23 protein-coding genes are annotated in these 26,040 nt (G+C 74.1%); 15 read left to right on the top strand and 8 right to left on the bottom strand.

What is annotated here, in order from left to right; genetic code table 11:
• Positions 1-84: 84 nt before the first annotated feature.
• Positions 85-696 (top strand): hypothetical protein, encoded by a 612-nt coding sequence (locus tag ACFQBR_RS03395; RefSeq protein ID WP_344176086.1) that lies wholly within the window; start codon positions 85-87, stop codon positions 694-696.
• Between the two features lie 298 nt (positions 697-994).
• On the opposite strand, the gene ACFQBR_RS03390 is transcribed toward ACFQBR_RS03395, so the two are convergent.
• Together ACFQBR_RS03390 and ACFQBR_RS03385 are read right to left on the bottom strand one after the other, a co-directional pair.
• On the bottom strand, positions 995-2,314 hold the full coding sequence (locus tag ACFQBR_RS03390; RefSeq protein ID WP_344176084.1) for a helix-turn-helix domain-containing protein: 1,320 nt from the start codon (positions 2,312-2,314) through the stop codon (positions 995-997).
• 367 nt (positions 2,315-2,681) lie between these two features.
• A complete protein-coding gene (locus ACFQBR_RS03385; RefSeq protein WP_352985305.1) occupies positions 2,682-4,277 on the bottom strand; it encodes a PucR family transcriptional regulator in 1,596 nt (531 codons plus the stop codon).
• A 248-nt stretch (positions 4,278-4,525) separates the two neighbouring features.
• On the opposite strand from ACFQBR_RS03385, the gene ACFQBR_RS03380 reads away from it, so the two are divergent.
• The 4 genes from ACFQBR_RS03380 to ACFQBR_RS03365 all read left to right on the top strand — a co-directional run bounded on the left by ACFQBR_RS03380 (position 4,526) and on the right by ACFQBR_RS03365 (position 10,244).
• Positions 4,526-6,034 (top strand): sodium:solute symporter family protein, encoded by a 1,509-nt coding sequence (locus ACFQBR_RS03380; RefSeq protein WP_344176080.1) that lies wholly within the window; start codon positions 4,526-4,528, stop codon positions 6,032-6,034.
• Positions 6,035-6,105: 71 nt separating this feature from the next.
• Positions 6,106-7,059, top strand: a complete 954-nt coding sequence (gene speB, locus ACFQBR_RS03375; protein WP_267944544.1) for an agmatinase — start codon at positions 6,106-6,108, stop codon at positions 7,057-7,059.
• 4 nt (positions 7,060-7,063) lie between these two features.
• A complete protein-coding gene (locus ACFQBR_RS03370; RefSeq protein WP_344176078.1) occupies positions 7,064-8,689 on the top strand; it encodes a thiamine pyrophosphate-binding protein in 1,626 nt (541 codons plus the stop codon).
• A 112-nt stretch (positions 8,690-8,801) separates the two neighbouring features.
• The gene (locus ACFQBR_RS03365; protein ID WP_344176076.1) at positions 8,802-10,244 is read left to right on the top strand and encodes an aminobutyraldehyde dehydrogenase; all 1,443 of its coding nucleotides are present in this window, start codon (positions 8,802-8,804) and stop codon (positions 10,242-10,244) included.
• Between the two features lie 45 nt (positions 10,245-10,289).
• Here the strand turns inward: ACFQBR_RS03365 and ACFQBR_RS03360 are convergent, their stop codons facing one another.
• From ACFQBR_RS03360 to ku, 3 genes are all read right to left on the bottom strand, one after another.
• On the bottom strand, positions 10,290-10,916 hold the full coding sequence (locus ACFQBR_RS03360; protein WP_344176074.1) for a TetR/AcrR family transcriptional regulator: 627 nt from the start codon (positions 10,914-10,916) through the stop codon (positions 10,290-10,292).
• A 204-nt stretch (positions 10,917-11,120) separates the two neighbouring features.
• Entirely contained in the window at positions 11,121-11,957 is an 837-nt protein-coding gene (ddaH, locus tag ACFQBR_RS03355; RefSeq protein ID WP_267944548.1) for a dimethylargininase, read from the bottom strand.
• 229 nt (positions 11,958-12,186) lie between these two features.
• Positions 12,187-13,164 carry a non-homologous end joining protein Ku gene (gene ku, locus ACFQBR_RS03350; RefSeq protein WP_267944549.1) on the bottom strand — a complete coding sequence of 326 codons (978 nt, stop codon included), beginning with the start codon at positions 13,162-13,164 and terminating at the stop codon, positions 12,187-12,189.
• A gap of 205 nt (positions 13,165-13,369) precedes the next feature.
• Between ku and ACFQBR_RS03345 the strand changes: the two genes are divergently transcribed.
• From ACFQBR_RS03345 to ACFQBR_RS03335, 3 genes are all read left to right on the top strand, one after another.
• Positions 13,370-14,464 (top strand): alcohol dehydrogenase catalytic domain-containing protein, encoded by a 1,095-nt coding sequence (locus ACFQBR_RS03345; protein WP_344176069.1) that lies wholly within the window; start codon positions 13,370-13,372, stop codon positions 14,462-14,464.
• 195 nt (positions 14,465-14,659) lie between these two features.
• The gene (locus tag ACFQBR_RS03340; protein WP_344176067.1) at positions 14,660-16,324 is read left to right on the top strand and encodes an FAD-binding dehydrogenase; all 1,665 of its coding nucleotides are present in this window, start codon (positions 14,660-14,662) and stop codon (positions 16,322-16,324) included.
• 155 nt (positions 16,325-16,479) lie between these two features.
• A complete protein-coding gene (locus ACFQBR_RS03335) occupies positions 16,480-17,121 on the top strand; it encodes a Uma2 family endonuclease (RefSeq protein WP_344176065.1) in 642 nt (213 codons plus the stop codon).
• Positions 17,122-17,184: 63 nt separating this feature from the next.
• Here the strand turns inward: ACFQBR_RS03335 and ACFQBR_RS03330 are convergent, their stop codons facing one another.
• Both ACFQBR_RS03330 and ACFQBR_RS03325 read right to left on the bottom strand, forming a co-directional pair.
• Positions 17,185-17,445, bottom strand: a complete 261-nt coding sequence (locus tag ACFQBR_RS03330; RefSeq protein ID WP_267944553.1) for a type II toxin-antitoxin system antitoxin — start codon at positions 17,443-17,445, stop codon at positions 17,185-17,187.
• Between the two features lie 17 nt (positions 17,446-17,462).
• Positions 17,463-18,371 carry an SPFH domain-containing protein gene (locus ACFQBR_RS03325; protein WP_267944554.1) on the bottom strand — a complete coding sequence of 303 codons (909 nt, stop codon included), beginning with the start codon at positions 18,369-18,371 and terminating at the stop codon, positions 17,463-17,465.
• Positions 18,372-18,476: 105 nt separating this feature from the next.
• Here ACFQBR_RS03325 and ACFQBR_RS03320 point away from each other — a divergent pair, with 105 nt between their 5' ends.
• Together ACFQBR_RS03320 and ACFQBR_RS03315 are read left to right on the top strand one after the other, a co-directional pair.
• Positions 18,477-18,974, top strand: coding sequence for a PH domain-containing protein (locus ACFQBR_RS03320; RefSeq protein WP_267944555.1), 498 nt, complete (start codon positions 18,477-18,479; stop codon positions 18,972-18,974).
• A complete protein-coding gene (locus ACFQBR_RS03315) occupies positions 18,971-20,842 on the top strand; it encodes a PH domain-containing protein (RefSeq protein WP_344176062.1) in 1,872 nt (623 codons plus the stop codon). The genes ACFQBR_RS03320 and ACFQBR_RS03315 overlap by 4 nt, the downstream gene beginning before the upstream one ends.
• Positions 20,843-20,897: 55 nt before the next feature.
• Here the strand turns inward: ACFQBR_RS03315 and ACFQBR_RS03310 are convergent, their stop codons facing one another.
• Positions 20,898-21,257, bottom strand: a complete 360-nt coding sequence (locus ACFQBR_RS03310; protein WP_267944557.1) for an STAS domain-containing protein — start codon at positions 21,255-21,257, stop codon at positions 20,898-20,900.
• A 451-nt stretch (positions 21,258-21,708) separates the two neighbouring features.
• Here ACFQBR_RS03310 and ACFQBR_RS03305 point away from each other — a divergent pair, with 451 nt between their 5' ends.
• From ACFQBR_RS03305 to ACFQBR_RS03285, 5 genes are all read left to right on the top strand, one after another.
• On the top strand, positions 21,709-22,245 hold the full coding sequence (locus tag ACFQBR_RS03305) for an NUDIX hydrolase family protein (protein ID WP_267944558.1): 537 nt from the start codon (positions 21,709-21,711) through the stop codon (positions 22,243-22,245).
• A 142-nt stretch (positions 22,246-22,387) separates the two neighbouring features.
• Entirely contained in the window at positions 22,388-23,071 is a 684-nt protein-coding gene (locus ACFQBR_RS03300) for a hypothetical protein (protein ID WP_344176060.1), read from the top strand.
• Positions 23,034-23,648: a TetR/AcrR family transcriptional regulator gene (locus tag ACFQBR_RS03295; protein ID WP_344176058.1), complete on the top strand. Its 615-nt coding sequence runs from the start codon at positions 23,034-23,036 to the stop codon at positions 23,646-23,648. Before ACFQBR_RS03300 ends, ACFQBR_RS03295 begins: the two co-directional genes overlap by 38 nt.
• 61 nt (positions 23,649-23,709) lie before the next feature.
• Positions 23,710-24,366, top strand: coding sequence for a nucleoside/nucleotide kinase family protein (locus tag ACFQBR_RS03290; RefSeq protein ID WP_267944561.1), 657 nt, complete (start codon positions 23,710-23,712; stop codon positions 24,364-24,366).
• Positions 24,367-24,675: 309 nt separating this feature from the next.
• Positions 24,676-26,013: an MFS transporter gene (locus tag ACFQBR_RS03285; RefSeq protein ID WP_267944562.1), complete on the top strand. Its 1,338-nt coding sequence runs from the start codon at positions 24,676-24,678 to the stop codon at positions 26,011-26,013.
• Positions 26,014-26,040 lie beyond the last annotated feature (27 nt).

Below are 26,040 nucleotides of genomic sequence, written 5' to 3'. Positions count from 1 at the left end.
CATCTTTCCCATCAGCGACATTGGTCGCATGGGGCACGGTGGTCCGTGGGGCCGCCGCCCGGCCCGACATTCCAGGGGGAAGCCATGAGAGTCCGCTCGACCACCGTCCTCGTCCCGCTGGCCGTCCTCGTCCTGGGCGGGGTGCTCGCCACGTCCTGCTCCCCCGGCGGGGCGCACGACGCGGAGGCCGACGCGGCGCGGGTCGAACTGGAGCAGGCGGCCGACGCCCTGTCCGCGACGGCACTGCGGCCGGGAGCCGAGCGCGCCTTCGCCCGCGAGGGACACCCCGTCCCGGGGGGCCTGATCTGCGGCAGCCGCCCGCAGGGAGACCCGGCCGCCTCCCCGGCCGCCTCTGTGGCCCCGGGCCCGAACCGGACCGCCGGCACGGAGGGGTACGAGGCGTCCGCCTCCCCCGAGCCCCGCGGCGGCCGGCTGGAGGTCCACTGCACCGGCGAGACCGAGGAGGGCGCGCGGGCGGTGTTCGAGGGGCGCCTCCTGCGCGGGGCGCTGGCCGAGCGGGAGGCGGGCGACGACAGCCTTCACGGGAGCTTCACCGGGAGCGTCGACGGCGAGCAGGTCTTCACCATGGACTGCTTCCAGTGCTCCCCCGCGGCCGAGGACGCCGGGGAACGGGAGCCCGGCGGCGAGGAACCCGGGACGGAGAAGGCGGAGAACGTCGAGGAGGCCCTCGACTAGGGCTCCGGCGCGCCCGCGCCCCCGTGGTGCGCGGCGGGACGTCCCGGAGGAGACCACCTCGGGAGACGTCCCGCCGCGTCGCGCGGCGGTCTCGGGCTCTCCCCCGATACCCCGAACGACCGCCTGGGCCCCGCGGCGCGTACGTCCCTCCCCGTGGCCCCCCTCAAGGCCCGAAGGTCGTGAACGCGCCGGTGGACCGGTACTCCGGTCGCCGTGCCCTCTCCGGCCCGGCGACCGCCCCGGCCGGGGCCGCGCAAGCACAGTCCACCGCACCCGGGAACGGGGCGCAACGGTTGCACTAGGTTGCGAGAAGATCGCGCAGAGCAACCGAGTGGTCGCCCGACCTCAGTGCCTCGCGGAGGTCCCGGACGCCGGGCGCCACCGACCCGGGCAGCAGGTCGGTCGGGGCGGGCGGGGCGACGACCCGTACCAGGACCTCCTCGCTGAACCGGTAGGGGCGGCTCTCGATGATGCCGCCCAGGTGCCGGCGCAGGCGCGACAGCTCGGCCCGCACGGTCACGACGTGGCCGCCCGCGCCGAACACGGCCTGCGACAGCTGTGCGCCCGTACGCCCCTCGCGGTGGCCGGCCAGCAGCAGGAGCAGTTCCGCGTGGCGCGGCGTCAGCCGGTGCGTCCACTCCCCGCTGGCCCCGGCGACCGCCACCGTGGGGGCGGAACGGGTCAGGTCCAGGGTGACCGTGGCCCCGCCGCTCTCCCGCTCCGGCCGGGGGCGCACCAGCCAGCCCCCGGGCAGGGGCTCCAGCGCGCACTCCCCCAGTGCGGGGAGCCAGGCCGTCCCCGTGTCCCGCTGCGTGGGCAGCAGGACCCTGCGGACCGGCTCCATGTGGACGGCGGCGGCCGTCCACCCGGCGTCGTCCACGACCAGGGCGCGCTCGCTCATCCCGGCCAGCAGGGGCGCCGCCACCGAGCGCAGCCGCTCCAGATGCGTGTGGTGGATCCCCTGGAGGTGGGCCTCGGCGAGCTGGGCGACCGCGCTGACCAGCGCCAGCGTCGCGGGGTGGATGGTGGAGACGGGACCGGTCACGTCGATGGCGCCGAGCAGGCGCCCGTCGCGGGGGTCGTGGATCGGGGCGCAGGCACAGGTGAGGGTGTGCAGGCTCCGGACGAAGTGTTCGGCCGAGTAGACCTGCACGGGACGTCCCACGACCAGGGCCGTGCCGATGGCGTTGGTGCCCGTGCTGCCCTCGTTCCAGTAGGCGCCCTCGACCAGCCCCACCCTGTCGCCGACCGACCGCATGCGGTGCGAGCCCTCGCGCCACAGGACCTGCCCGGCGGAGTCGGCGACCAGCATGATGTGGTCGGCCTCGTCCGCGACCGAGACGAGGGACCGGCGGATCAGCGGGAGGACCGCCGCGATCGGGGAGGCGTCGCGGTTGCGCTGGAGCTCGTCCACGCGCGCCACCCGCGGGGGCGGCGCGCTGTCGGGGTCGATGCCGAAGCCGCGCATCCTTCCCCAGGAGTCCTCGATCACGGGGCGCAGCGGCGCGGGCGCGGGACGCCCGGTGAGCGAGGCCTCGTGCACCCGTCTGAGCATGAGCGCGTGCTCGCGGGCATCGGCCCCGGCGGGCAGGGCCGTGTCCAGCGGAGGAAACGACATGTGGCCCCCTGACTTCGGGTTCGCTACGGAGATACCAAGTGTCCAGGCTGAGCCCCGACAGGGTGAGGGAACCGGAACACGCGCACGATTCGGAACCGTGGTCGGCGCACAACTTCCGCTTTCCCAGCGAAAACCGGGTCCGTACGCCGCACATGGCAGCCGCTGCCCCCGCCGGGACGACGATGTGCGCGACCAGGATCGGGCACCGCGCACCCCGAATCGGGGAATTGGCCGGAAGCGGCCACGCCCGCACGGGCGAGGGCAGGTGGGAGGGGCCGGTCCGGGCCCGTGCACGTGCGTGCGCGTCGCACACCCGCACGTGCGGCCGGGCCTGGGCCCGAGCGCGGCAGAGGTCCCGGGAGCGCGGTCAGGGGCCGGACCGCCACCGGGTGAGCGCGAACCACAGGCGCATGCGCTGCTCGGCGTCGGCCAGGTCCACTCCCAGGTCCCGCTCGATCCTGCCGATCCGGTAGCGGACGCTGTTGCGGTGGGCTCCGAGGTCGGCCGCGGCCCGGTCCCAGTTGCCGTGGCGGGTGAGCCAGGCCCGCAGGGTCGCGCGCAGGAGCCCCGCGGGAGCGGTGTCCTCGGCGAGCGGCCCCAGGACGCCGCGTGCGAGCGCGTCCGCGCCCAGCGGGTCCAGGAGGGCCTCGAAGGGGTCGGTGTCCTCCTCCCACAGCAGCGGGCCCCCGGCCGCACGGGCGCGGGGGAGGAGGGAGGCCGCCGCGCGGTCGGCGGAGGACAGCTCCTCGGGGGAGACCGGGCCGCTCAGCGCGCCGATCCACCCGTGGAGCAGGAGCAGGTCCAGCCCTTCCCGGTGCGCGGCGTCGCCGCGGTCCGCGAGGACGGCGCGCAGCAGTCCCGGCGGGCCGGGGGCGGCGTCCAGGACCCGGGTGTCCAGGGGCAGGCCGGCGGGAGCGGTGTGCCGCCCCCGGTCGGCGGGAAGGGCGTGCAGGACGCGGTAGGCGCCGGCGTGGCCGTCCCCGCCCCCGGTGAGCCCGGCGAGCAGGGGCAGGGCCTCCTCGGCGACCCCTCCGTCCAGCAGCAGGGCGGTGAGGAGGCGGCCCGGGGCGGGCGGGGCGGCCCGGTCGGTGCGCGCGAGGAGGTCGAGCAGCGCGGTCGCGGTGCGCAGGACCGCGCGGTCGGTGATGCCGAGGGGGTCGGGGCGCCCCACCAGGACCACCCCGTGGTCGTCGGGGGGCGAGCCGACGGTGTGCAGGAAGACCTCGTCCGCGCCGTACCGCGCCTTGGCGCTGCGGGGACCGTGCGGGAGGGTGAGCCGGGCGACGAGCCCGTGGAGGTCGGGGTCCAGGTCCCGGGGCGCACCCGGTGTCGCGTGCCGTCCACCGGCTGCGGCCCCCGTCCGCGCCGGTGCGGCCTCCCCGGACGAGGCCGGGGTCCCGGCGTCCGGGGCCCCGGGCGGGACGCGGGCGAGCAGCGCCCACCCTCCGAGGGCCTCGGCGAGCACCCTCAGGACGCGGTCCACCGGCGCGTCGGCGGTGACGGCCAGGGCCAGTGCCTGGTGCGCCTCCCCGAGGCGGCGCAGGTCGCGCAGCCGCCGCTCCTCCAGCTCCGCGCCGACGGCCTGGCTGACGGCGGCGAACGGGGTGGGGCGGGGGACCGCGACCAGCGGCAGTCCGCGCGCGTGGCACTGCTCGACCAGGCCCGCGGGGACGGTGTCGTGGACGGGGGTGACTCCGAAGCCGACCGCGCTGACCCCGGCGCCGACCACGGCGTCGACGTAGGCGCGCAGGCCGGCGGCGGTTCGGGGCAGGTTGACCCCCGCCGTGAGCAGGAGTTCGCCGCCGCGCAGGTAGGCGGAGGGGTCCGTCAGCTCGCTGACCACGGCCCAGGCGATCCCCGGGTCGCCCGCCTCGACGACGGTGGCCAGCGCCAGATCTCGGCGGCCCGTGACCACGCTCAGCGGCACGGTGTGGACGTCGGTGCGTCGGGCCCGGTCTGCCACGGCGTTCCCCTTCTCCCCGCCCCGCGCCGCAGGTTCCGGCGCCGGGTGCCTCGTGTCCCCCGTGTTGCGCACAGGGGTGCGCCGACCGCACTTTCTGGATGGTTCGCACATACAAGGAGGTTTGACGGTGCGGTTCGTCCACTGGAGCGTAGTCGAGACGCTGCCTAGTCTGTCCGAAGTCCGTGTGACCTGCGTCAATGTCGCCGCTGTTCACTCCCCCGTACCCCCGCGTCCACATTTGGAGTGCCATGACCGTCGACCTCGCGGTGATCGCCGCCTATCTCCTGGGTATGGTCGCCCTCGGCTGGTGGGGCATGCGCCGCGCCACCAGCAAGTCCGACTACCTGGTCGCCGGACGCCGCCTGGGTCCGCTGATGTACGCGGGCACCATGGCCGCGGTCGTGCTCGGCGGCGCCTCCACCGTCGGCGGCATCGGCCTGGGATACACCTACGGCGTCTCCGGCGCCTGGCTGGTCGTCGCCATCGGCGTCGGCATCCTCGCGCTGCACCTGTTCTTCGCCAAGCGCATCTCGCGGCTGCGGGTCTTCACCGTCTCCGAGATGCTGGACCTGCGCTACGGCGGCAACTCGCGGGTGGTGTCGGGCCTGGTCATGTGGGGTTACACCTTCATGCTGACGGTGCCCTCCACCCTGGCGTTCTCCACCATCTTCAGCGGCCTCTTCGAGCTCCCGCGCGCGGTGGCGATCATCCTGGGCGGCTCCATCGTGGTCCTGTACTCCACGATGGGCGGCATGTGGTCGGTGACCATGACCGACATGACCCAGTTCGCCATCAAGACCATCGGGCTCGTCCTCATCCTGACGCCGGTGGCGATCTGGTCGGCGGGCGGCTTCTCCGGGATGCGCGAGTCCCTGGACCCCTCCTACTTCAGTCCCACCGCCATCGGCGGGGAGACGATCCTGACCTACTTCGTCATCTACTCGCTCGGCCTGCTCATCGGCCAGGACATCTGGCAGCGCGTGTTCACCGGCCGCGACGACCGGGTCGCCAGGGTCGGCGGCATCGGCGCGGGTGTCTACTGCCTGGTCTACGGCGTGTGCGGGGCCCTCATCGGCACCGCGGCGGCCGTTCTCTTCCCGAACCTGGCCAACCCCGACGACGCGTTCACCCTGATGGTCGACGCGACCCTGCCCGTGGGCCTCGCCGGCCTGGTGATCGCCGCCGCGCTGTCGGCCGTGATGTCCACCGCCAGCGGCGCCCTCATCGCCTGCTCCACGGTGACGTCCACCGACCTGTGGCCCCAGGTCCGCCGCCTGTTCGGGCGCGGCGGGGCCTCCCACGGGGGCGGGAACCGCGACGAGGTCGCCTCCAACCGCGTCTTCACCCTGGTCCTGGGCGCCGCGACCATCGGCGTCTCCCTGGCCGTCGACGACGTCGTCGCGGCGCTGACCCTGGCCTACAACGTGCTCGTGGGCGGCCTGCTGGTCGCCATCCTGGGCGGCCTGGTGTGGAAGCGCGGCACCCGCGCGGGCGCCCTGGCCTCCATGCTCACCGGGTCGGTGGCCGTCATCGTCACCATGGCCCTGACCGGGATGCTCGCCAACGAGCCGATCTACGTGGGGCTCGGCACCGCCCTGGTGGTGTACGTGGCCGTGAGCCTGCTGACCCCGCCGACGGACCCGGCCGTCCTGGCCGCCTGGCAGAGCCGCCTGCGCGGCGACGACGCACCGGAGGGGGCCGGGGCCGCACCGGCCGCCGTGGACCCCGTGGACGCGCCCGCGCCCCGGGACGGCTGACCCGCACCGACCGACCGCACCGACCGCGGCCCCACCGGCCGCACCGACGACGAGAAGGACAGGACCACGCGATGAACGCACCGATCGGACCCACCGACTCCAGCCTCGTACCGCGCTTCGCCGGGCCGGCGACCTTCGCCCGCCTCCCCCGCATCGACCAGGTCGAGAAGGCCGACATCGCCGTGGTCGGCGTCCCCTTCGACACCGGGGTCTCCTACCGCCCCGGCGCCCGCTTCGGCCCCTCCGCCATCCGTGAGGCCAGCCGCCTGCTGCGCCCCTACAACCCGGGCCTGGACGTGTCCCCGTTCGCGCACGCGCAGGTCGTCGACGCCGGGGACATCGCGGTCAACCCGTTCTCCATCGGCGACGCCGTGGAGACCCTGGACGAGGGCGCCTCCCGGTTCGTGCGGGAGGGCACGCGCCTGGTGACCCTGGGCGGCGACCACACCATCGCCCTGCCCCTGCTGCGCTCGCTGCACCGCGTGCACGGGCCGATCGCGATGGTGCACTTCGACGCCCACCTGGACACCTGGGACACCTACTTCGGCGAGCCCTACACCCACGGCACCCCGTTCCGCCGCGCCGTGGAGGAGGGCATCCTCGACACCGAGGCCATCTGCCACGTGGGCACCCGCGGCCCCCTCTACGGCAAGAAGGACCTGGAGGACGACCGCCGGTTCGGGTTCGGCATCGTCACCTCGGCCGACGTGATGCGCAAGGGCGTGGACGAGATCGCCGACGCGCTGCGCCAGCGCATCGGCAACCGCCCCCTGTACGTGTCGGTGGACATCGACGTGCTCGACCCCGCGCACGCGCCCGGCACCGGCACCCCGGAGGCGGGCGGCCTGACCAGCCGCGAACTGCTGGAGATCCTGCGCGGCCTGGCCGCCTGCAACCTGGTGGGCGCGGACGTGGTGGAGGTCGCCCCCGCCTACGACCACGCGCAGATCACCGCCACCGCGGCCTCGCACGTGGCCTACGACCTGGTCAGCGTCCTGGCCCTCCACCACACGACGGGAGCCTGAGCCCATGGGAGCTCCGCGCAACGGCGGGGACCTGGTCACCGAGACGCTCACCGCGCTCGGCGCGCGGGTGGCCTTCGGCATCCCCGGTCAGCACGCGCTGGGGCTGTTCGACGCGCTGCGCCGGGCCCCGGGGCTGAGGTTCGTCTCCAGCCGGGTCGAGAACAACGCCGCCTTCGCCGCCGACGGGCACGCCCGGCTCACCGGCGAGGTGACACCGCTGCTGGTCTCCACCGGGCCCGGGGCGCTGCTCACGCTGGCCTCCCTCCAGGAGTCCCGGGCGTCCAGCGCCCCGGTCCTGGTGATCAGCAGCCAGGTCCCGCGCGCGGGACTGGGGGGCGGGCGCCACGGGTACCTGCACGAGCTGCCCGAGCAGTCCGCGAGCTTCGCCAACGTCACCAAGACGGCGTTCACGGTGCGGCACGCCTCGCAGATCCCCTCGGCCCTGGCCGGGGCCTGGCGGGCCGCGGCGAGCGCCCCGGCCGGTCCCGTCCTGGTGGAGATCCCGCAGGACGTGCTGCTGGAGCCGACCGTGGTGCCCCCGGTGGAGGACGTGGACCCGGCCCCGGCCCCGCTCACGCCGCGCGCCGAACTGGTGGCCGAGGCGGCCCGCCTGCTGGACGGGGCCCGGCGCCCGAGGATCCTGGCCGGGGGCGGGGTGAGCCGCTCCGGGGGGCGGGACGCGCTGGTCGCCCTGGCCGAGGCCCTCCGGGCCCCGGTGGCCACCACCTTCGGGGGCAAGGACGCCTTCCCCTGGGACCACCCGCTCTCCCTCCAGTCGTGGATCGAGGACCGGCACACCACCGACTACCTGGAGGGGGCCGACGTCCTGCTCGTGGTGGGTTCGGGGCTGGGCGAGCTGTCCAGCAACTACCACACGTTCGCGCCCCGGGGCCGCGTGGTCCAGGTCGAGGCCGACCTGGGCAAGCTGGAGTCCAACCACCCCGCGCTCGGCGTGCACGGCGACGCGGCCTCGACCCTCGCCGGCCTCGCGGAGGCGGTGGCCCGCCGTCCCGCCGATCCGGCCGTGGAAGGGGAGGTGGCGTCCGTGAAGGCCGCTGTGGCCGCCCGCCTGGACGCGCAGGACCTGGCAGCGGAGCGCGCCGTGCTGGCGGCCGTGCGGGATGCCCTGCCCGACGGGGCACCCAGCTTCTGGGACATGACGATGCTGGCCTACTGGGCGTGGTCCGCGTGGGACCCGCGCGGGGGCGGTGCGCACTCCGCGCAGGGGTCGGGGGGCCTGGGGTACGGGTTCCCCGCCGCCCTGGGCGCCGCGGCGGCCGGGCGCGGCCCGGTTCTGGCCGTCTCCGGGGACGGGGGCGCGATGTACTCGGTCGCCGAGCTGGCCACGGCCCGCCAGCACGACCTGGACGTGACGTGGCTGGTCGTGGACGACGGCGGCTACGGCATCCTGCGCGAGTACATGGAGTCGTCGTTCGGGGAGGCCACCCACACCGAGCTGGCCCGACCGGACTTCGTGGCCCTGGCCGGGGCGTTCGGGGTGCCCGCCACCCGGACCTCCCCGGAGCGGCTGCGCGAGGACCTGTCCGCCGCCCTGTCCCGGCCCGGCCCGAACGTGGTCGTGCTGCCCATGGTGCTGGGGCTGTTCGCCCCCACCCACCTGGACGGGTAGGGCCTCCGCCGCCCTGGCCCGGCCCGCCGGGCGGGCCGACCGGACGGCGCGCCGCCACCGGTCGGCCCGGCTCCCGGCCTCCCGACACCACCGCAACCGACGCGAGGACACCATGCGCATCCACGAGTTCGACACACTGCCCGGCTTCGTCGACGGAGAACCCCTGGCGCCCGCGGACGGGCGCGTCCAGGACCTGGTCGACCCCGTGACGGGAGGGGTCGCGGGCAGGTCCGGGGTCTTCGGCCCCGGGGAGGTGGAGGCCGCCGTGTCCTCCTCCGCCCGGGCCTTCCGGCTCTGGCGCCGGGGCGGTACCCCCGCCCGCCGCCAGGACGCCCTCCTGGCCCTCGCCGACGCCCTGGCGGCCCGGGCCGGGGAGTTCGCCGACGCCGAGTGCCGTGAGACCGGCAAACCCCGCGCGTCCGTGCTCGACGAGGAGATCCCGTTCTGTGTGGACACCCTGCGGTTCTTCGCCGGGGCCGCGCGCCACCTGGAGGGGCGGGCGGCGGCCGAGTACCTGGAGGGGCACACCTCGTGGATCCGCCGCGAGCCCGTGGGCGTGTGCGTGGGCATCACCCCGTGGAACTACCCCCTGATGATGGCGGTGTGGAAGATCGGGCCGGCCCTGGCCGCCGGGAACACCGTGGTGCTCAAGCCCGCCGAGACCACGCCGACCACCACCGTCATGCTCGCCGAGGCCGCCGCGGAGGTCCTGCCCCCGGGCGTGCTCAACGCGGTCGTGGGCGACCGCGACACCGGCCGCCTGCTGGTGGAGCACCCGGCGGCGCGGCTGGTGTCGATCACCGGCTCCACCCGAGCGGGCGTGCAGGTGGCACGGGCGGCCTCCGCCGACCTGAAGCTGCTGCACCTGGAGCTGGGCGGCAACGCCCCGGTCCTGGTCTTCGACGACGCCGACCCGGCCGGCGCCGCCGCGGGGGTGGTGGCGGGGGCCTTCCTCAACGCGGGCCAGGACTGCACCGCCGCCACCCGGGTCCTGGTGCACGAGGGCGTCCACGACGCGTTCGTCGCCGAACTGACCGCACGGGCTGCCGCACAGGTCACGGGGCGCCCCTCGGAGCAGCCCTCCGACTTCGGCCCGCTCAACAACGCCGACCAGTTCGCCCGGGTCACCGGGCTCCTGGAGCGCCTGCCCGGGCACGCGGTCGTGGAGACCGGCGGGCACCGCGTGGGCGGGGAGGGGTTCTTCCTGGCGCCCACCGTCGTGTCCGGGCTCCGGGCCGACGACGAGATCGTGCGCGAGGAGGTCTTCGGCCCCGTCGTCACCGTCCAGCGGTTCGCCACCGAGGAGGAGGCGGTCGGGCTGGCCAACGGCGTGGAGCAGGGACTGGCCTCGTCCGTGTGGACGGCCGACCACGGGCGCGCCCTGCGCGTCAGCGGTGAGCTGGACTTCGGCGCGGTGTGGATCAACAGCCACGGGGAGCTGGTGTCGGAGATGCCCCACGGCGGGTTCAAGCACTCGGGCTACGGCAAGGACCTGTCGGCGTACAGCCTGGAGGACTACACCCGGGTCAAGCACGTGATGAGCGCGCTGCGCTGACCGCGGGCGGACGGTCCCGGGCCCGGACGGGGCTCGGGGCCTCCCTCAGAGTGCGGGGGCCGCGCGCCGGGCCCGCAGGTGCGACCAGGTGAGCTCGGTGACGTGCCCGGCCATGGCGTCGGGGCTCTCCTCCGGGTGGTCCAGGAGCCAGTCGGCGTAGGCGTCGGCCGTGCTGACGGCGATGCGGGCCAGGAGCTGCGCGTCCTTGGCGCCGTGCTCGTCCAGGAGGCCTCCGGTGCAGCTGGTGATGAGGCCGGCGACCTCGTCCATGACCCGGTCCCTCATGCGCGTGGCCTCCGCGGCGAACGGCTCCCCCTGGACGGCGGCGCGCCGGTACAGGACGGTCCAGCTCTCACGGTTCCCGGTCACGAAGGTGAAGAAGGCGTGCATGCCCCGGCGCAGGGGGTCCTCCCCGGAGCGGGCCCGGGGGTCGTGGACCGCCTCCCGGATCGCGGCGATGAGCCGCTCGCCCTCCCTGTGCACGCAGGCCGTGAAGATCCCCTCCTTCGAGCCCAAATAGTGGTAAACCGTGGGCTTGGAGGTGCCGGCCGCCTCGGCGATCTCCTCCACCCTGACGGAGTGGTAGTCGCCACGGGAGAACGCCGTCACCGCGGCGTCGATCATCTGCTGTTCCCTGATCCGTCGCGGAAGTCTGCGCTGTGTGGTCTTCACGAACCCAGACTTTATTGCGGCGGGGGCGCGGGTCCAGGGCCGCTTGTCACACGCGCCGCCCGCCCCGCGGGGCGCCGGCGGCCCGCGCATGCGTGACCTGTGGCGACGGGCGGACCGCCGCCGGCCCGCGGTGGTATTTCCCACACCGGGCCGGTGCGGGCGGCCGGGCGCCGCGCACGGGTGCGCGGGACCCGGCCGCCCCCGTCACACGGGGTCCGGCGTGTCGCGCAGTTCCAGGGTGCAGCACTTGGCGCCGCCCCCGGCCTTGCGCAGCTCGTCCATCTCGACCGGGTGGACGGTCCGGCCGAGCTCCCTCAGGCGGTCGGCGAGGGCCGTAGCCTCCGCGGCGACGACGATGTCGTTCCCCGCGCAGACGGCGTTGAGGCCGAGCACCGCCGCGTCCTCCTCCGTGGCCAGCAGCGCGTCCGGGTAGAGCGCCCGCAGCACCTGGCGGCTCCCCTCGGAGAAGGCCCCCGGGTAGTAGGCGACCTCTCGGCCCGAGAGCGCGAACAGCGCGGTGTCCAGGTGGTAGAAGCGCGGGTCGACCAGTTGCAGGGTGACGACGGGGCGTCCGAGGAAGCGCTCGGCCTCCTGGTGCGCGGCGGCCTCGGTACGGAACCCGGTGGCGGCCAGGACCACGTCGTCCAGGGTGACGAAGTCCCCCTCCCCCTCGTTGACGTGCTTGGGCTCACGGGTCTCGGTGTAGCCCGCCTTGCGGAACCAGTCCAGGTAGGCCGGGCCCTCGGGGGTGCGCTCGGCGCTGGCGAAGCGCGCGCCGTAGACCCGGCCGTCCACGACCAGGGCGCCGTTGGCCGCGAAGACCATGTCCGGCAGGCCGTCGACGGGCTCGATCTCGCTGACCCGGTGCCCGAGGCGGAGGTAGAGGTCGCGCAGCCCCTCCCATTGCCGGATCGCCCTTTCCCTGTCCACTCCCGCCGCCGGGTCCATCCAGGGGTTGATGGCGTATTCGATCGCGAAATAGGTCGGCCGACACATCAGGTAGTGCCGCGCTGCCGGTGCCGATGCAGCCGGACGAGCCATGGGACCTCCCGTGAGACGCGCGGAACGCTGTTCAGCCCTCGGTGGTACACGCATTTACCACATCGTGGTTCCCGCACGGATGAAGAGGAGATACCCTCCCCCGGAGTTCCGGCAACAGACCGTTTTTCCAGAATTGTCCCCCGGGCCCCGCCCCTCCCCCGGCCCCGGTCCGGAACAGGGCGCGGCGCCGGTCCGAGGAGGGCGCCGCGCCCCGCCCGGCGGGCGCCGGTCACCGGCGGCGGCCCGCGCCCGCCCGGCCGACCGCCTCCTCCAGTTCGTCCCTGCTCATCCTCGAGCGGCCCGGGACCTCCAGCTCCGAGGCCTGCCGGAGGAGTTCGCGCTTGGTCCGGCGGCCCTCGGCTGCGCCCCTCGCCTCGGCGCGGACGGTGGCGGGCCTGCGCGGCACGGGGGCGCGCCCCCGCTTGTGCGGGCGGTTGGGCAGGCTCTGCCGGAGCGCCTCGCCGATCGCGCCGACCTCCCCTCCCCCCTCCGAGCGGTCGGGGCGGTGGGAGAACGTGCTCCCCCGGGCCTTGGCCCGCACCAGTTCGGTGAGCCGCCTGCCGTAGCTGTCCTCGTAGTCCCCGGGGTCCCACTCCACGGACAGTGCCCTGACGAGCTCCTGGGCCAGCTCCAGCTCGCCCTTGCCGGGCTCGGCGCCCGTGACGGGCGGCATCACGTCGTCCGGGTCCCGGACCTCGTCCGGCCACCACAGGGTGGAGGCTGCCAGCACCCCCCGGTGCGGTTGGACCAGGACCGGGTACTCGCGCTCCCGCAGGACGACGGTGGCCGCGCCCACCCGGCGGGTCCGGTCCAGGGCCGCGTGGAGGAGGCGGTAGGCCTCGGTGTCGGCGGGGCCCCGGGGGGACACGTAGTAGGTGGACGCGTACCAGAGCGGGTCGACGGCCCCCTCCGGCAGGAAGCCGTGCATCTGCATGGTGCGCGAGCCCGCCGGCAGGATGTCCTCCAGCTCCTCGGGTTCGAGGACCACGTACTCGTCCTCGATCCCGGTGCGCGCCCCGCGCACGACTTCCTCGGGGGCGACCTCCTCCCCGGTGCGCTCGTTGACGCGCACGTAGCGGATGCGGTCCGCGGTGCCCCGCTGGAACTGGTGCAGCACGGGGCCCCTGCGTTCCCGGGCGCTGTAGAGGCGCACGCCGATCGGCACCCGACCGAACATCAGGGTTCCCACCCAAACCGGATTGACCATGATCCCTCCCTCTGCCTCCCATCATCACTCCCACCGGGCAGGACTCCGCCCACGGAGGGCAAAGGGGAGGTCAGGTCCACCGGACGGCGGCCGTCCCGGGCGACCGCGGCCCCGCGGCGCGCCGGGGCGGGAGAGAGCGCCCCGGGATCGGACCGACCGGTCGGTATTGCTACTGTCGCGGCAATCCCCGATTGGAGTTGCTCCCATGAGTACGACCGTCAAGGCCGCCGTCTTCTCCGAGCAGGGCGCGCCCCCCGAGATCCGCGACCTGGTCCTGCCCGACCCCGGCCCCGGACAGGTCCGGGTGCGCATCGCCGCGGCCGGCGTGTGCCACTCCGACCTCTCCCTGTCCAACGGGACCCTGGCGCAGAAGTGGCCCGCGGTGCTCGGCCACGAGGGCGCGGGGACCGTCGAGGCCGTGGGCGAGGGCGTCACCGGCGTGGTGCCCGGCCAGTACGTCATCCTCAACTGGGCCCCGGCCTGCCGGGAGTGCTGGTTCTGCCTCCAGGGCGAGCCCCACCTGTGCGAGCACGCCCTCGACGGCGCGGCCCGACCGTACGCCGAGCTGGCCGACGGCACCCCCGTCCACCCGGGCCTGGGCTGCGGGGCCTTCGCCGAGGCCACCGTCGTCCCCGCCCGCGCCGTCGTGCCCCTGCCCGACGGGATCGACCCCTCCGTCGCCGCCGTGCTGGGCTGCGCGGTGCTCACCGGCTGGGGCGCCGTCAACAACTCCGCGGCCGTGCGCGCGGGGCAGACGGCCGTGGTGCTCGGCCTGGGCGGGGTCGGGCTGTCGGTGGTGCAGGCCGCCCGCCTCGCCGGCGCCGACCAGGTGATCGCCGTGGACGTGTCCCCCGACAAGGAGGAGCTGGCCCGGTCCCTGGGGGCGACCGACTTCCTGATCGCCGACGAGACGCTGACCCGGTCCGTGCGCGGGCTGACCGGGCGCCGGGGGGCGGACCACGCGTTCGAGGTGGTCGGCTCCGCCCGGGTGGTGCGCTCGGCCTGGGACGCCACACGGCGCGGCGGGACGGTCACGGTGGTGGGCGTGGGGGCACTCGACGACGAGGTCTCGTTCAACGCCCTGGAGCTCTTCCACCAGGGACGCACCCTGCGCGGGTGCGTCTACGGCTCCAGCGACCCCGAGCGCGACATCCCGGTGATCGCCGCGCACGTGCGCTCCGGCGGGCTGAAGCTCGCCGCGATGGTCACCGACGAGATCTCCCTGGAGGGGTTGCCGGAGGCCTTCGAGCGCATGCGCCGGGGCCTGGGCGGGCGGTCCCTCGTGCGTTTCGGCGCCTGAGCCCGCGGTCGGCGCCACCTCCTCCCCACGGCACGGCGCCGACCGCGGAACACCCGCCTCGTTTGTCACGGTGTGACAAATGATGTGGCGCAGGACACACGACACCCTTGTCGGCGGGGGCACGGCGCGGCACAGTCGTCACCATCGCGCACACCGTGCCCTCCGGGCGCGGACCATCCGAGGGGAAGGAAGCAGATGAGCAGCGGAGCCGACCGAGCCGACGCGATCGTCGTCGGAGCCGGACTGGCGGGGCTGGTCGCGGCCGCCGAGCTGGCCGACGCGGGAAAGAGGGTGGTCCTGCTCGACCAGGAGCCCGAGCAGTCCCTCGGCGGCCAGGCGTTCTGGTCGTTCGGCGGCCTCTTCCTCGTGGACTCCCCCGAGCAGCGGCGCATGGGTGTCAGGGACTCCCGCGAACTCGCCCTCCAGGACTGGATGGGCACCGCGGCCTTCGACCGCCCCGAGGACGAGTGGCCGCGCCGGTGGGCCGAGGCCTACGTGGACTTCGCCGCCGGCGAGAAGCGCTCCTGGCTGCACGCCCAGGGGCTGCGGATCTTCCCCGTCGTGGGCTGGGCCGAGCGCGGCGGCCACCTGGCCGGCGGACACGGGAACTCCGTCCCCCGCTTCCACATCACCTGGGGCACCGGTCCCGGCGTGGTCGCGCCCTTCGAGCGCCGGGTGCGCGCGGCGGTCGAACGGGGCCTGGTCACGCTGCGGTTCCGGCACAGGGTGGACGAACTGGTCGTGACCGACGGGACCGTCACCGGGGTGCGCGGCGCCGTCCTGGCCCCCAGTGGCATCTCCCGCGGCCAGGCCAGCAACCGCGACGTGGTCGGCGACTTCGAGATGGCCGCGCAGGCGGTCGTGGTCACCTCCGGGGGGATCGGTGCCAACCACGACCTGGTCCGCAAGAGCTGGCCCGAGCGCCTGGGCGCCCCTCCGAAGCACATGCTGTCGGGTGTGCCGGAGCACGTGGACGGGCGGATGCTCGGCATCACCGAGCGGGCGGGCGGGCGGATCGTCAACCCGGACCGCATGTGGCACTACACCGAGGGCATCCAGAACTGGGACCCCGTCTGGGCCGGGCACGGCATCCGCATCCTGCCGGGCCCGTCCTCCCTGTGGCTGGACGCGACAGGCAAGCGGCTGCCCGCGCCCTGCTTCCCCGGGTTCGACACCCTCGGCACACTCGACCACATCATGCGGAGCGGCCACGAGTACACGTGGTTCGTACTCTCCCAGAAGATCATCGAGAAGGAGTTCACCCTGTCGGGCTCGGAGCAGAACCCCGACCTGACCGGCAAGGACCTCAAACTTCTCCTCCAGCGCGTCCTCCCCGGCGCCCCGGACCCCGTGGAGGCGTTCAAGGAGCGCGGCGCGGACTTCGTCGTCGCCGACAGGCTGCCCGCGCTCATCCGGAAGATGCGGGAGATCGCCGGGGACGGGGTGCTCGACGCCGACACCGTCACCCGCGAGGTGGTGGCCCGCGACCGCGAGATGGCCAACACCTTCACCAAGGACCTCCAGGTCATGAGCATCCACTCGGCACGCACCTACCGGGGCGACAAGCTGGTGCGGGTGGCCAGGCCGCACCGGATCCTGGACCCGAAGGCCGGCCCCCTGATCGCCGTGCGGCTGCACATCCTCACCCGCAAGTCCCTGGGCGGTCTGCACACCGACCTGGACGCGCGTGTGCTGGGGGCGGACGGCGCCCCGGTGCCGGGCCTGTACGCGGCGGGTGAGGTCGCCGGTTTCGGCGGCGGGGGCGTGCACGGCTACCGGGCCCTGGAGGGGACGTTCCTGGGCGGATGCCTCTTCTCGGGCCGCATCGCGGGCCGGGCCGCCGCGTCCGCCGTCGACTAGCGTCGCGCGTCGGGGGCGGGGCCCCGCCCCCCGATCCGGGTTACGGCCGACCGCCCAAGATGAGAGGGAAGGTCGTTTATTCACGAGTTTCTCGATTCCGGCCCACGACCGCCTCTCCTCCACAATCCTGGTCCTCATGCATATGAGGAGGCATGATGGCAGTTATGACTATCGGCAAGACCGTCCCGAAACCGGGGCCGCTCACAGTGGACGACCTTCAGCACACGCCGGACGACGGACGGCGCTACGAGCTGGTCGACGGGCGGCTTGACGTGGCTCCCGCTCCCTCCAGCCTGCACACGCTGGCCACCGGGCGCCTCACCGCCCACCTGAGCTACGCCGCACCCGTGGGAATGCTCGTGATGGACGGCCCGGGCATCACTCTCGACACGGAGCGGACACGGCACCGGATACCCGACGTGGCCGTGATCCGGAGCGAGGACTTCCAGATGCCGTACACGACGAGGCCGCCAGTGCTGGCGATCGAGGTGGTCTCCCCCGAGAGCGTCTTCCGCGACCACCACACCAAGCGCCGCGAGTACGCGGAGTTCGGCATCCCCTCGTACTGGGTCATCACCCCCGACCGGGACAAGGCGAGCATCATCGAACTGCGGCTGGAGGACGGCGAGTACGCGGAGGTCTCGGCCGCGTTCGGGGAGGAGGTCTTCGAGACCAGCGTTCCCTTCCCGGCCCGGATCGTTCCGCAATGGATGCTCAGGCTCGACGGCGACTGGCGCGCGCACATCGCCGGACCGGAGGAGACCGAGGAGACCACGAGGCCCCCGGCCGGGGACTAGGCCGCACACGGCGAACGGCGCCGGGCACCTTCGGGTGCCCGGCGCCGTCGTGGGCGGGGGGTGTCACTCCTCGGTCGGTTCCTGGGACTCCTCGCCCCGGGGCTCCTCCACGGGCGCGTCCTGCTCCGGCGCGGATCTGCGCGGTCTGCCCCGGCGGGGGATGACCCCGGCCTCCTTCGGCATCCGCCCCGCGTCGTCCAGCGCCCGGCGCAGGAGGAACTCGATCTGTGCGTTGGTGCTGCGCAGCTCCTGCCCGGCCCACCGCGCGAGCGCGTCGTGGACGGCGGGGTCGAGCCGCAGCAGCACCTTCTTGCGATCGGGCACGGCCGCCTCCCCCCGTTTTACTGGTACAGGGTCCCGGTGTTGACGACGGGGCTGGCGGGCCGGTCGGAGCACAGCACCACGAGCAGGTTGCTGACCATCGCGGCCTTGCGCTCCTCGTCGAGCTCGACCACGTTCTCCGCCGACAGGCGGGTGAGCGCGCGGTCCACCATGCCGACGGCCCCCTCGACGATCTCCTGACGGGCGGCGATCAGGGCGCTGGCCTGCTGGCGCTGGAGCATGGCCTGGGCGATCTCCGACGCGTAGGCCAGGTGGGTGAACCGGGACTCCACGATCTTGACGCCCGCGGCCTGGACCCGCTCGCCGACCTCCCTGGAGAGTTCCTCGGTGATGAGGTCGGCGCTGCCGCGCAGGGACCGGCTGGTGTCGGCGTCGTAGGAGTCGTAGGGGTAGTAGCCCGCGATGTGGCGGACCGCCGCCTCGGTCTGGATGGACACGAACTCGACGAAGTCGTCCACCTCGAAGGAGGCGCGGGCGGTGTCCTCGACCTGCCAGACGATGACGGCGGCGATCTCGATGGGGCTGCCGGAGGCGTCGTTGACCTTCATGACGGAGGTCTCGTGGTTGCGGATGCGGGTGGAGATCCCCTTGCGGAGCGTGAAGGGGTTGACCCAGCGCAGGCCGTCGGTGCGGACGCTGCCGACGTAGCGGCCGAACAGCTGGACGACCTGGGCCTCGTTGGGCGCGACCATCGTCAGCCCGAACGAGAGCCCCAGTCCGACCAGTCCGACGACGATGCCGACGCCGATCAGGAGGGGCGGCAGTCCGAGTATCGGGAGCAGGGCGGTGCCCACGCCGCCCAGGACCAGCACGAGGCTGATCACGGCGAACAGGATGCCGTCGTGGCTCTTCGCCGTGTGCTCCCTGTACTCGGGCGCCGGTGTGGTGGGCTGGCTGGTTTCGGCCATCGCTTCTTCCGTTCTCTTCAAGGTGATGACTCGAGCATAGCATTGTGATATCACTTTTAATAGCGAACGGCCCGCAGGGCCCCGAAGAGAGGAGACGTGGAAGCGATGACCACAGACGCGCCGCGCCTGCGCCCGCCCCACCACCGCGTGGACCGACGGGCGATCCGGTGGTGGACGACACGGTCGCTGGCCGTGACCGTCGTCCTCACGGCGATCCCCCTCGTCCCCGCGATCATCTGGGAACCGCCGCGCGCCTGGTTCCTGCTCGCCACCGCCGTGGTCGGCGGGGTCGGACTCCTGATCACCGTCCTCATGCCGCAGTGGCGCTACCGCGTCCACCGGTGGGAGGTCACCGACACCGCCGTGTACACGTCCAGCGGATGGATCTGGCAGGAGTGGCGCGTGGCCCCGATGTCGCGCATCCAGACCGTCGACACCGCGCGGGGCCCGCTCCAGCGGATGTTCGGCCTGTCCAGCGTGACCGTGACCACCGCCTCGGCGGCGGGACCGATCGAGATCGCGGGCCTGGACCACGTCCGGGCCACCGAGGTCGCGGAGCAGCTCACCGAGACCACCCAGGCGACCCCGGGAGACGCGACATGAGCACCCCCGACGAGCACAGGCAGCCCCTGGGCGAAGGCGGACCGGTCCGCCCGGACGGGCCGGAGGGCCTCACGGCCGGCGGCTCCCCCCTCCCGCCGCCGACCGGCGGCGCGGAAGCCCACGACCCCGTCGGGGCGGACGGCCCGGAGGCGGGGAACACCCCCGGCGCGGGCACCGCTGCCACCGAGGACGATGGCTGGCGGCGGCTGCACCCGTTGAGCGTGTGGGCGAGCACCCTCGTGGCGGGCGCGTTCCTCGTTCCCGGGGCGATCGTCGCCACCGTGGTCCTGGTGGTCGCGGGCCAGCCCCTGTGGGCCCTCGCCCCCGTTCCCGGCGCACTCGCCTTCCTCGCGCTCATGACGTACCTCGACCTGCTGCGGCTGCGGGCCACCCGCTACCGGGTCACCGTCGAGCGCATGGAGGTGCGGTCCGGGATCATCGCCAAGTCGTACCGCTCCATCCCGCGCGAGCGCGTGCGCAGCGTGGACGTCGCCGCCCCCCTCTACGCCCGGGTCTTCGGCCTGTGCTCGGTGACGGTCGGCACCGGCGAGCAGGTCGGCGCGGGGTCCGAGCAGCTCCAGCTGCTCTACGTCACCGCGGAGCAGGGCGAATGGCTGCGCCGCGAACTCCTCCACCGGGGCGCCCCCCGGACCGCCGGGGCCACCGCCGCGGGGGAGGACCCGGCCCCCGGCGACGACGGGGGGATCGAGGTCGAACTGGCCCGGCTGGACCGGCGCTGGTTCGCCTTCGCCCCCGTGACCACCGCCACGGTGGGCGTGGGCCTCGGTGTCATCGCCACGCTCCTGGGGGCGAACGCCCAGAGCAACGGCGCCCCGTGGCGGTGGATCTCCGACCGGGCGAACCTGCCCAGCGGCGAGGAGATGGCCTCCTTCGTCGTGGGCCAGATACTGCTCGTGGCGCCCCTGACCCTGCTCGGCCTGCTGGTCTCCGGCGTACTCGTCGTGACGGCCGTGGCGGTGGAGACCTGGTGGGACTACCGGCTCACGCGGGAGGCGGACGGCACCGTGCGCCTGCGCCGAGGCCTGCTCACCAGCGTGTCGCTGTCGGTGGAGGGGCGCCGTCTGAACGGCGTGACCCTGTACGAGCCGTTCCTGCTGAGGTCCGCGGGCGGCGCGGACGTGCGGGCGGTCGCGACCGGCCTGGGCGCGGCCGACGACCAGAAGGCCAGCGCCAAGAGCCGCCTGTCCCCGGTGATGCCCCGGGAGCTGGCGCGGGGGCTGGCCGCCGACCTGATGCGGACGCAGGACTCGCCCCTGGACGTGCCCCTGGCCCCCCACCCGCGGGCGGCGCTGCGCCGCCGGCTCACCCGCGCGGGGTACGCCACGGTGCTGGCCCTGGTGCTGGCAGGGGTCCTGGCCTGGCTCCACACGCTGGCGTCCGAGGCGTGGTGGGAGGCCGCGCACGAGGTCGAGGAGTACATCATGCCCGTTCCGCTGACGGTCCGGGCCGTGGAGTCCGCTCCGGGCTGGGGGTGGGCGGTGGTCGCCGTGCTGCTCGGCGCGGCGGCGTTCTGGTACGCGGTCGGCTCCTACCGGGGGCTCGGCCACGGGCTGCACCCGCGCTACCTGGTGGTCCGGCGGGGGATGGCGGTGCGCAGGACGGTGACCCTGGAGAGGGCCGCCGTGATCGGCTGGCGGATCACCAGGTCGCCGTTCCAGCGGCGGCTGGGCCTGGCGGACGTGGCGGCGACCACGGCCGCGGGCGAGGGGATGTACGCGGCGGCGGACGTGGGGCTGGGTGAAGGGCTGGCCTGGGCCGACGAGGCGGTGCCCGAACTGCTGGAGCCGTTCCTGGTGCGCGGCGGCGGGGGGCCGGCGGGCGGTCCCGGGGTCCCCGACCCGCACTGAGGGCCGCGTCCCGGCCCCGGGCCCCCTGGTGCGGGGGCCCGGGGCCGGCGTCGGCTCACGGTCCGCCGGGGACCGTGTCGCCGATCGGGTCGCCGTTGACCCGCAGTCCGCTGGTGTGGGTCAGTGCCATCTCCAGGATCGGGTAGATCTCGAACAGGCGCCCCATGCCGAGTGCGTCGAGCACGCGCGCGGCGATGGGCGCGGGTTCGGCGAGCACCACGTGGCGCCCCTCAGCGGTGAGGGTCCTGAAGACCGACACGAGGGCGCTCACCCCGCTCGCGTCGAAGAAGTCGAGCCCCGACATGTCCACGACCAGGCAGTCGCACCGTGAGGCGTGCGCGGCCTGGAGCAGCCGATCGCGCATGCGGTCGGCGGTGGCGAGGTCCACCTCGCCGTGGACGGGCACGACCGTCACACCTGTACAGCGGAAACGCTCCTGGGCAGAGAACCGGGCATCCATCACCACTCGGGCCACCTCTCACCGGACGTAACCTTTCCACTACGCAACCGCGTACGAGATCGTAGCCTCTACAGAGAACCCCTGGGAGGCTTTCCGTGAGAAAAACCCGCGAAATCTCGCTGATATGGCCACCCGGTCAGGTTGGTGTCACCCTGTCCGGGGATGCCGGGACACACGGCTGCGGGTCCGCGGCTCCGGACCCCTCCTCATCTCTCTCGGACACTCCCGAACCCCCGGCCGCGCCGTGCTTTACGGTCGTGAATGCGGTAGAAGCAGTACATGTGACACCCGCAGGTGTCCGCGCCTCCGGGCCGGACCCCCGGGCCGACCTCAGGGACAGCAAGACGAAGGGAGGGAGCGGTGACCGCGTCCGGCCGTCAGACCGGGGGCACCCACCGCGCACCCGATGACCGAAACCGCCGACACACAGCCCGGCTGGCTCGCCCCCGAGGAACTGGAGAGCGTCCGGGGCCGGATGCCCGTCCTCTACGTCCAGGCGGTACCCGTCCGGGTGGACGAGGCGGGGCAGGTGACCCACATCGGCCTGCTCCTGCGCGCCACCCCGGACGGCAGTTTCCAGCGCTCGGTGGTCTCGGGCCGCGTGCTCTACCACGAGCGGGTGCGCGACGCCCTGCTCCGTCACCTGGAGAAGGACCTGGGCCCGGTGGCCCTGCCGCGCATCCCCGGCTCCCCGCAGCCGTTCACGGTCGCCGAGTACTTTCCCACCCCGGGCGTCACCCCGTTCCACGACGCCCGCCAGCACGCGGTGGCGCTGGCCTACATCGTCCCCGTCTCGGGCGACTGCCAGCCCCGCCAGGACGCGCTGGACCTGGTGTGGTTCACCCCGGAGGAGGCGGCCAGCCCGCAGCTGCGCGAGGAGATGACGGGCGGCCAGGGGGTGCTGCTGCGCCAGGCGCTGGCCTACGTGGGCCACGCGCCCTGAGACCCGCCGCGCGGGCCGCGGCGGCCCCGCACGACCGTTGAGGGGTCGGCGCCGGAGCTTCTCCGGCGCCGACCCCTTTTCCCGCCCCCGCCCCGTCCCTTATTATGACTGACCAGTCAGTCATTTAAGGAGCGGCGCCACCGTGAACCACACCCGCCCACCGGCCTCCGGGCCCGCCGCCGCGCGCGGACCGCGCACGGGCCCGCCCGCACCGCGCACCGGTCCCCTCGCACGCACCCTGCGCGGTCTCGCCACGGTCCTGGTCGGCCCCGACCCCTCCCCCGGCGAGACCGCGGCCACCCTGGTCTCCGCCGCGGCGGGCACCGCACTCGCCGTCGGGGCCTGTCTGGCCGCGGGCCTGCCGGCCGCGGCGACCGCGGTCACCGGGGTCGTCGCCCTCGACTTCTTCGGCGGTGCCGCGGCCACCTCCACGGCGGCGGCCGAACGGCGCTACCACGCGCCGGGCCGCACCCTCCGCCACCATCTGGGGTTCGTGGCCCTCCACGTCCAGCCCTTCGCCCTGGCCCTGTTCGTGCCCGGCTTCGACTGGTGGACCGCCACCGCCCTGTACCTGCTCGCCCTGGGGAGCGCGGCGGCCGTGGGCCTGGCCCCGCTCCCCCTGCGCCCGCCCGTCGCGTTCTGCGCCACGGCGACCGGCTCCGCCGCAGCCCTGCTGCTCCTGCCGGTGCCCGACGCCCTGTCCTGGCTGGCCCCGGTCATGCTCGTCAAACTCCTCCTGGGCCATATGCTCCCCGGAGCGGCACGGGGAGCGGCGGAGAGGGGAGCCCATGGCACCGAAGAGGGTCGACCGGGAGGCGAGGCGTGAGGAGATCCTCTCGGCCGCCGTACGCGTGTTCGCGCGCCGGGGGTTCGCCGCCACGAGGATCGAGGACGTCGCCGCCGAGGCCGGTATCGCCAAGGGCAGTGTCTACCTCTCCTTCGGCAGCCGCGACGAACTGCTGGCCGCCGCGTTCGCGCGGTTGGCCGAGCGCTCCGCGGACGTGCTGGCACACGCCTCCGCACAGGGGGCCCCGGCGGTCGAACGGCTCGCCTCACTCGTGCGGGCGGCCGTGGCCATGCTCGCCGACGAACCCGACCTCACGCGCGTGATGGTCGACCTGTGGGCGGCCGGCCGCCACGGCGGGGCCGCCCCCCTCGACATGGCCTCGGTCTACCGCGAGTACCGGGGCGCGGTCGCCGACCTCCTCCGCCGCGCGGCCGACGAGGGCGACCTGCGCCCCGGTGTCGGCGAACCCGAGGCCACCGTGGTGGTCGGAGCGATCGAGGGCTGCCTCGTCCAGTGGCTGATGGACCCCGGCGTACGGCTGGACGGGCTCGCCGGCACCGTGGTCGAGGTCTGCCTGTCGGGCCTGCGCGCCGAGGGCGGGCCGACCGGGCCGTGACCGCCCTCCGGCGGGCCCGGGGGGAGGACGCGGGGAGCCCCCGGCGCATAAGCTCGGACCCATGCCCGAACCGCTTGTCCCCGACGCCCTCGCCCTGGCCCGGGAGGCCGCCGGGAGCGGGGCCCGCAGGGCCGTGCTCGGCCTGACCGGCCCTCCCGCCGCGGGGAAGTCGACCCTCGCCCGCCACCTGGTGGCCGAGGTCTGCCGGGTGCTGGGGCCCGGGGCCGCCGGCTACCTGCCCATGGACGGCTTCCACCTGTCCAACGCCCAGCTCGACCGGCTGGGCAGGCTCGACCGCAAGGGCGCGCCGGACACCTTCGACGCGCACGGGTACGCGGCGCTCGTACGCCGTCTGCTGACCGAGGCGGACCACCCCGTCTACGTCCCCGACTACGACCGGACCCTGCACGAGCCGGTGGCGGCGCGGCACGTGATCGATCCGCACACGCGGCTGGTCGTGACCGAGGGCAACTACCTCGCGAGCGACGACGAGCCCTGGGCGGGGCTGCGGGGCCTGTTCGCCGGGCTCTGGTACGTGGAGGCCGACGACGGGCTGCGGGAGCGCAGGCTGCACCGGCGGCAGGTGTCGGGCGGGGCGAGCGAGGAGGCGGCCCGGGACTGGGTGGAGCGCAGCGACCGCCCCAACGGCGAGCTGGTCAAACGGTTCCGTGCGAACTGCACCCGGGTGGTGACGACGGGGACCGTGCCCCGGAGGTGAGTCCGGCCCCTCCGCCCGGGACGTCCGCGGGAAGGGGCCGGGGCCGCGGGAGCGCCCCGACCCGGCACCGTGCCCCCGGCGCTCCCCGGCCCGCCGCGCGCGTCCCGGGGCCGCACCCGCCCCGCGTGACGGGTCTCACGCCCAGGGACGGGAACGCCTGGAACGAACGGCTTCCCCGCGTTCCGCCCGGGGGACACCAGACGGACACGAGCACCCCAGGCGTCCACATAGCGAGACAAATGTTTCACATAGTGTCCACCGGGGCTAGCATCCAGCCATCATCACAGCACTGACCTGGAAAGAAGTCCCATGACGGACGTCGCCCCACGCTCACCGGATGTGGCAGAGCCACCGACCAACCCCAGGCGCAAGGTCCTCACGGCCAGCCTCGTGGGCACGTCCATCGAGTTCTACGACTTCTACATCTACGCCACCGCCGCGGTCCTGGTCTTCCCGCTGCTGTTCTTCCCCGAGGGCGACATGCTGGCGGCTCGGCTCCAGTCGCTCGCCACCTTCGCGATCGCGTTCGTCGCCCGCCCCATCGGCTCCTGGGTGTTCGGGCACTTCGGCGACCGGATCGGCCGCAAGGCCACGCTGGTCGCCTCCCTGCTCACCATGGGCATCGCGACCGTCGGCATCGGCGTGCTGCCGACCTACGCGCAGGTGGGCGTCCTCGCCCCCGTCCTGCTGGCGGTCTGCCGGTTCGGCCAGGGCCTCGGCCTGGGCGGCGAATGGGGCGGCGCGGCGCTGCTGGCGACCGAGAACGCCCCCGCCGGGAAGCGCGGCTTCTACGGCACGTTCCCGCAGCTGGGCGCCCCGATCGGGTTCTTCCTCGCCAACGGCGTGTTCCTGGCCCTGACCCAGACCATGAGCGACGAGACGTTCCTGGCCTGGGGCTGGCGGGTGCCGTTCCTGCTCTCGACCCTGCTGATCGTCGTCGGCCTCTGGGTCCGGCTGACCCTGCACGAGACCCCCGCGTTCGCCAAGGTCGTCGCCTCCGGGGAGCGGGTCAAGACCCCCATGGTCGAGGTGTTCCGCACCAGCTGGCGCGCGGTCGTCCTGGGGACCCTGATCATGGTCGCGACCTACGTGCTGTTCTACCTGATGACCGTGTTCTCGCTGGGCTTCGGCACCGACCCCGTGGACGGCCTGGGCTACGAGCGCTCACAGTTCCTGGTCTTCCTGATGATCGGCGTGGTGTTCTTCGCCCTGTTCACCCCGGTCTCGGGCCTCCTCGCGGACCGGTTCGGCCGCAAGCCCACCCTGATCGCGGTCACCGTCGCGATCATCGCCTTCGGCGTCGCGATGGGGCCGATGATGGCCGGCGGGGGCACGGTCGGGGTCATGGCCTTCCTGATCATCGGCCTGTCCCTGATGGGCCTGACCTTCGGCCCCATGGCAGCGGTCCTACCGGAGCTGTTCCCGACCAACGTCCGCTACACCGGCGCCTCGGTCGCGTACAACCTGGCGGGCCTGCTCGGGGCCTCGTTCGCCCCCTACATCGCGACCTGGCTCGCGGGCACCTTCGGTCTGGCGTGGGTCGGCGGCTACCTGGTGCTCGTCAGTGTGATCACCCTCGTGGCCCTGCTGATCAGCCGCGAGACCCGGGACGACGACCTGGACGCCATCCCCGCCCGGGCGCGGTAGGACCCCAGCCCCTCCGACGGGCCGGCC

The sequence above is a fragment of the Nocardiopsis tropica genome (assembly GCF_042660575.1).
In the GTDB taxonomy this organism is placed as follows: Bacteria; Actinomycetota; Actinomycetes; order Streptosporangiales; family Streptosporangiaceae; genus Nocardiopsis; species Nocardiopsis tropica.
This window is presented reverse-complemented; position numbering and strand designations above follow the sequence as displayed.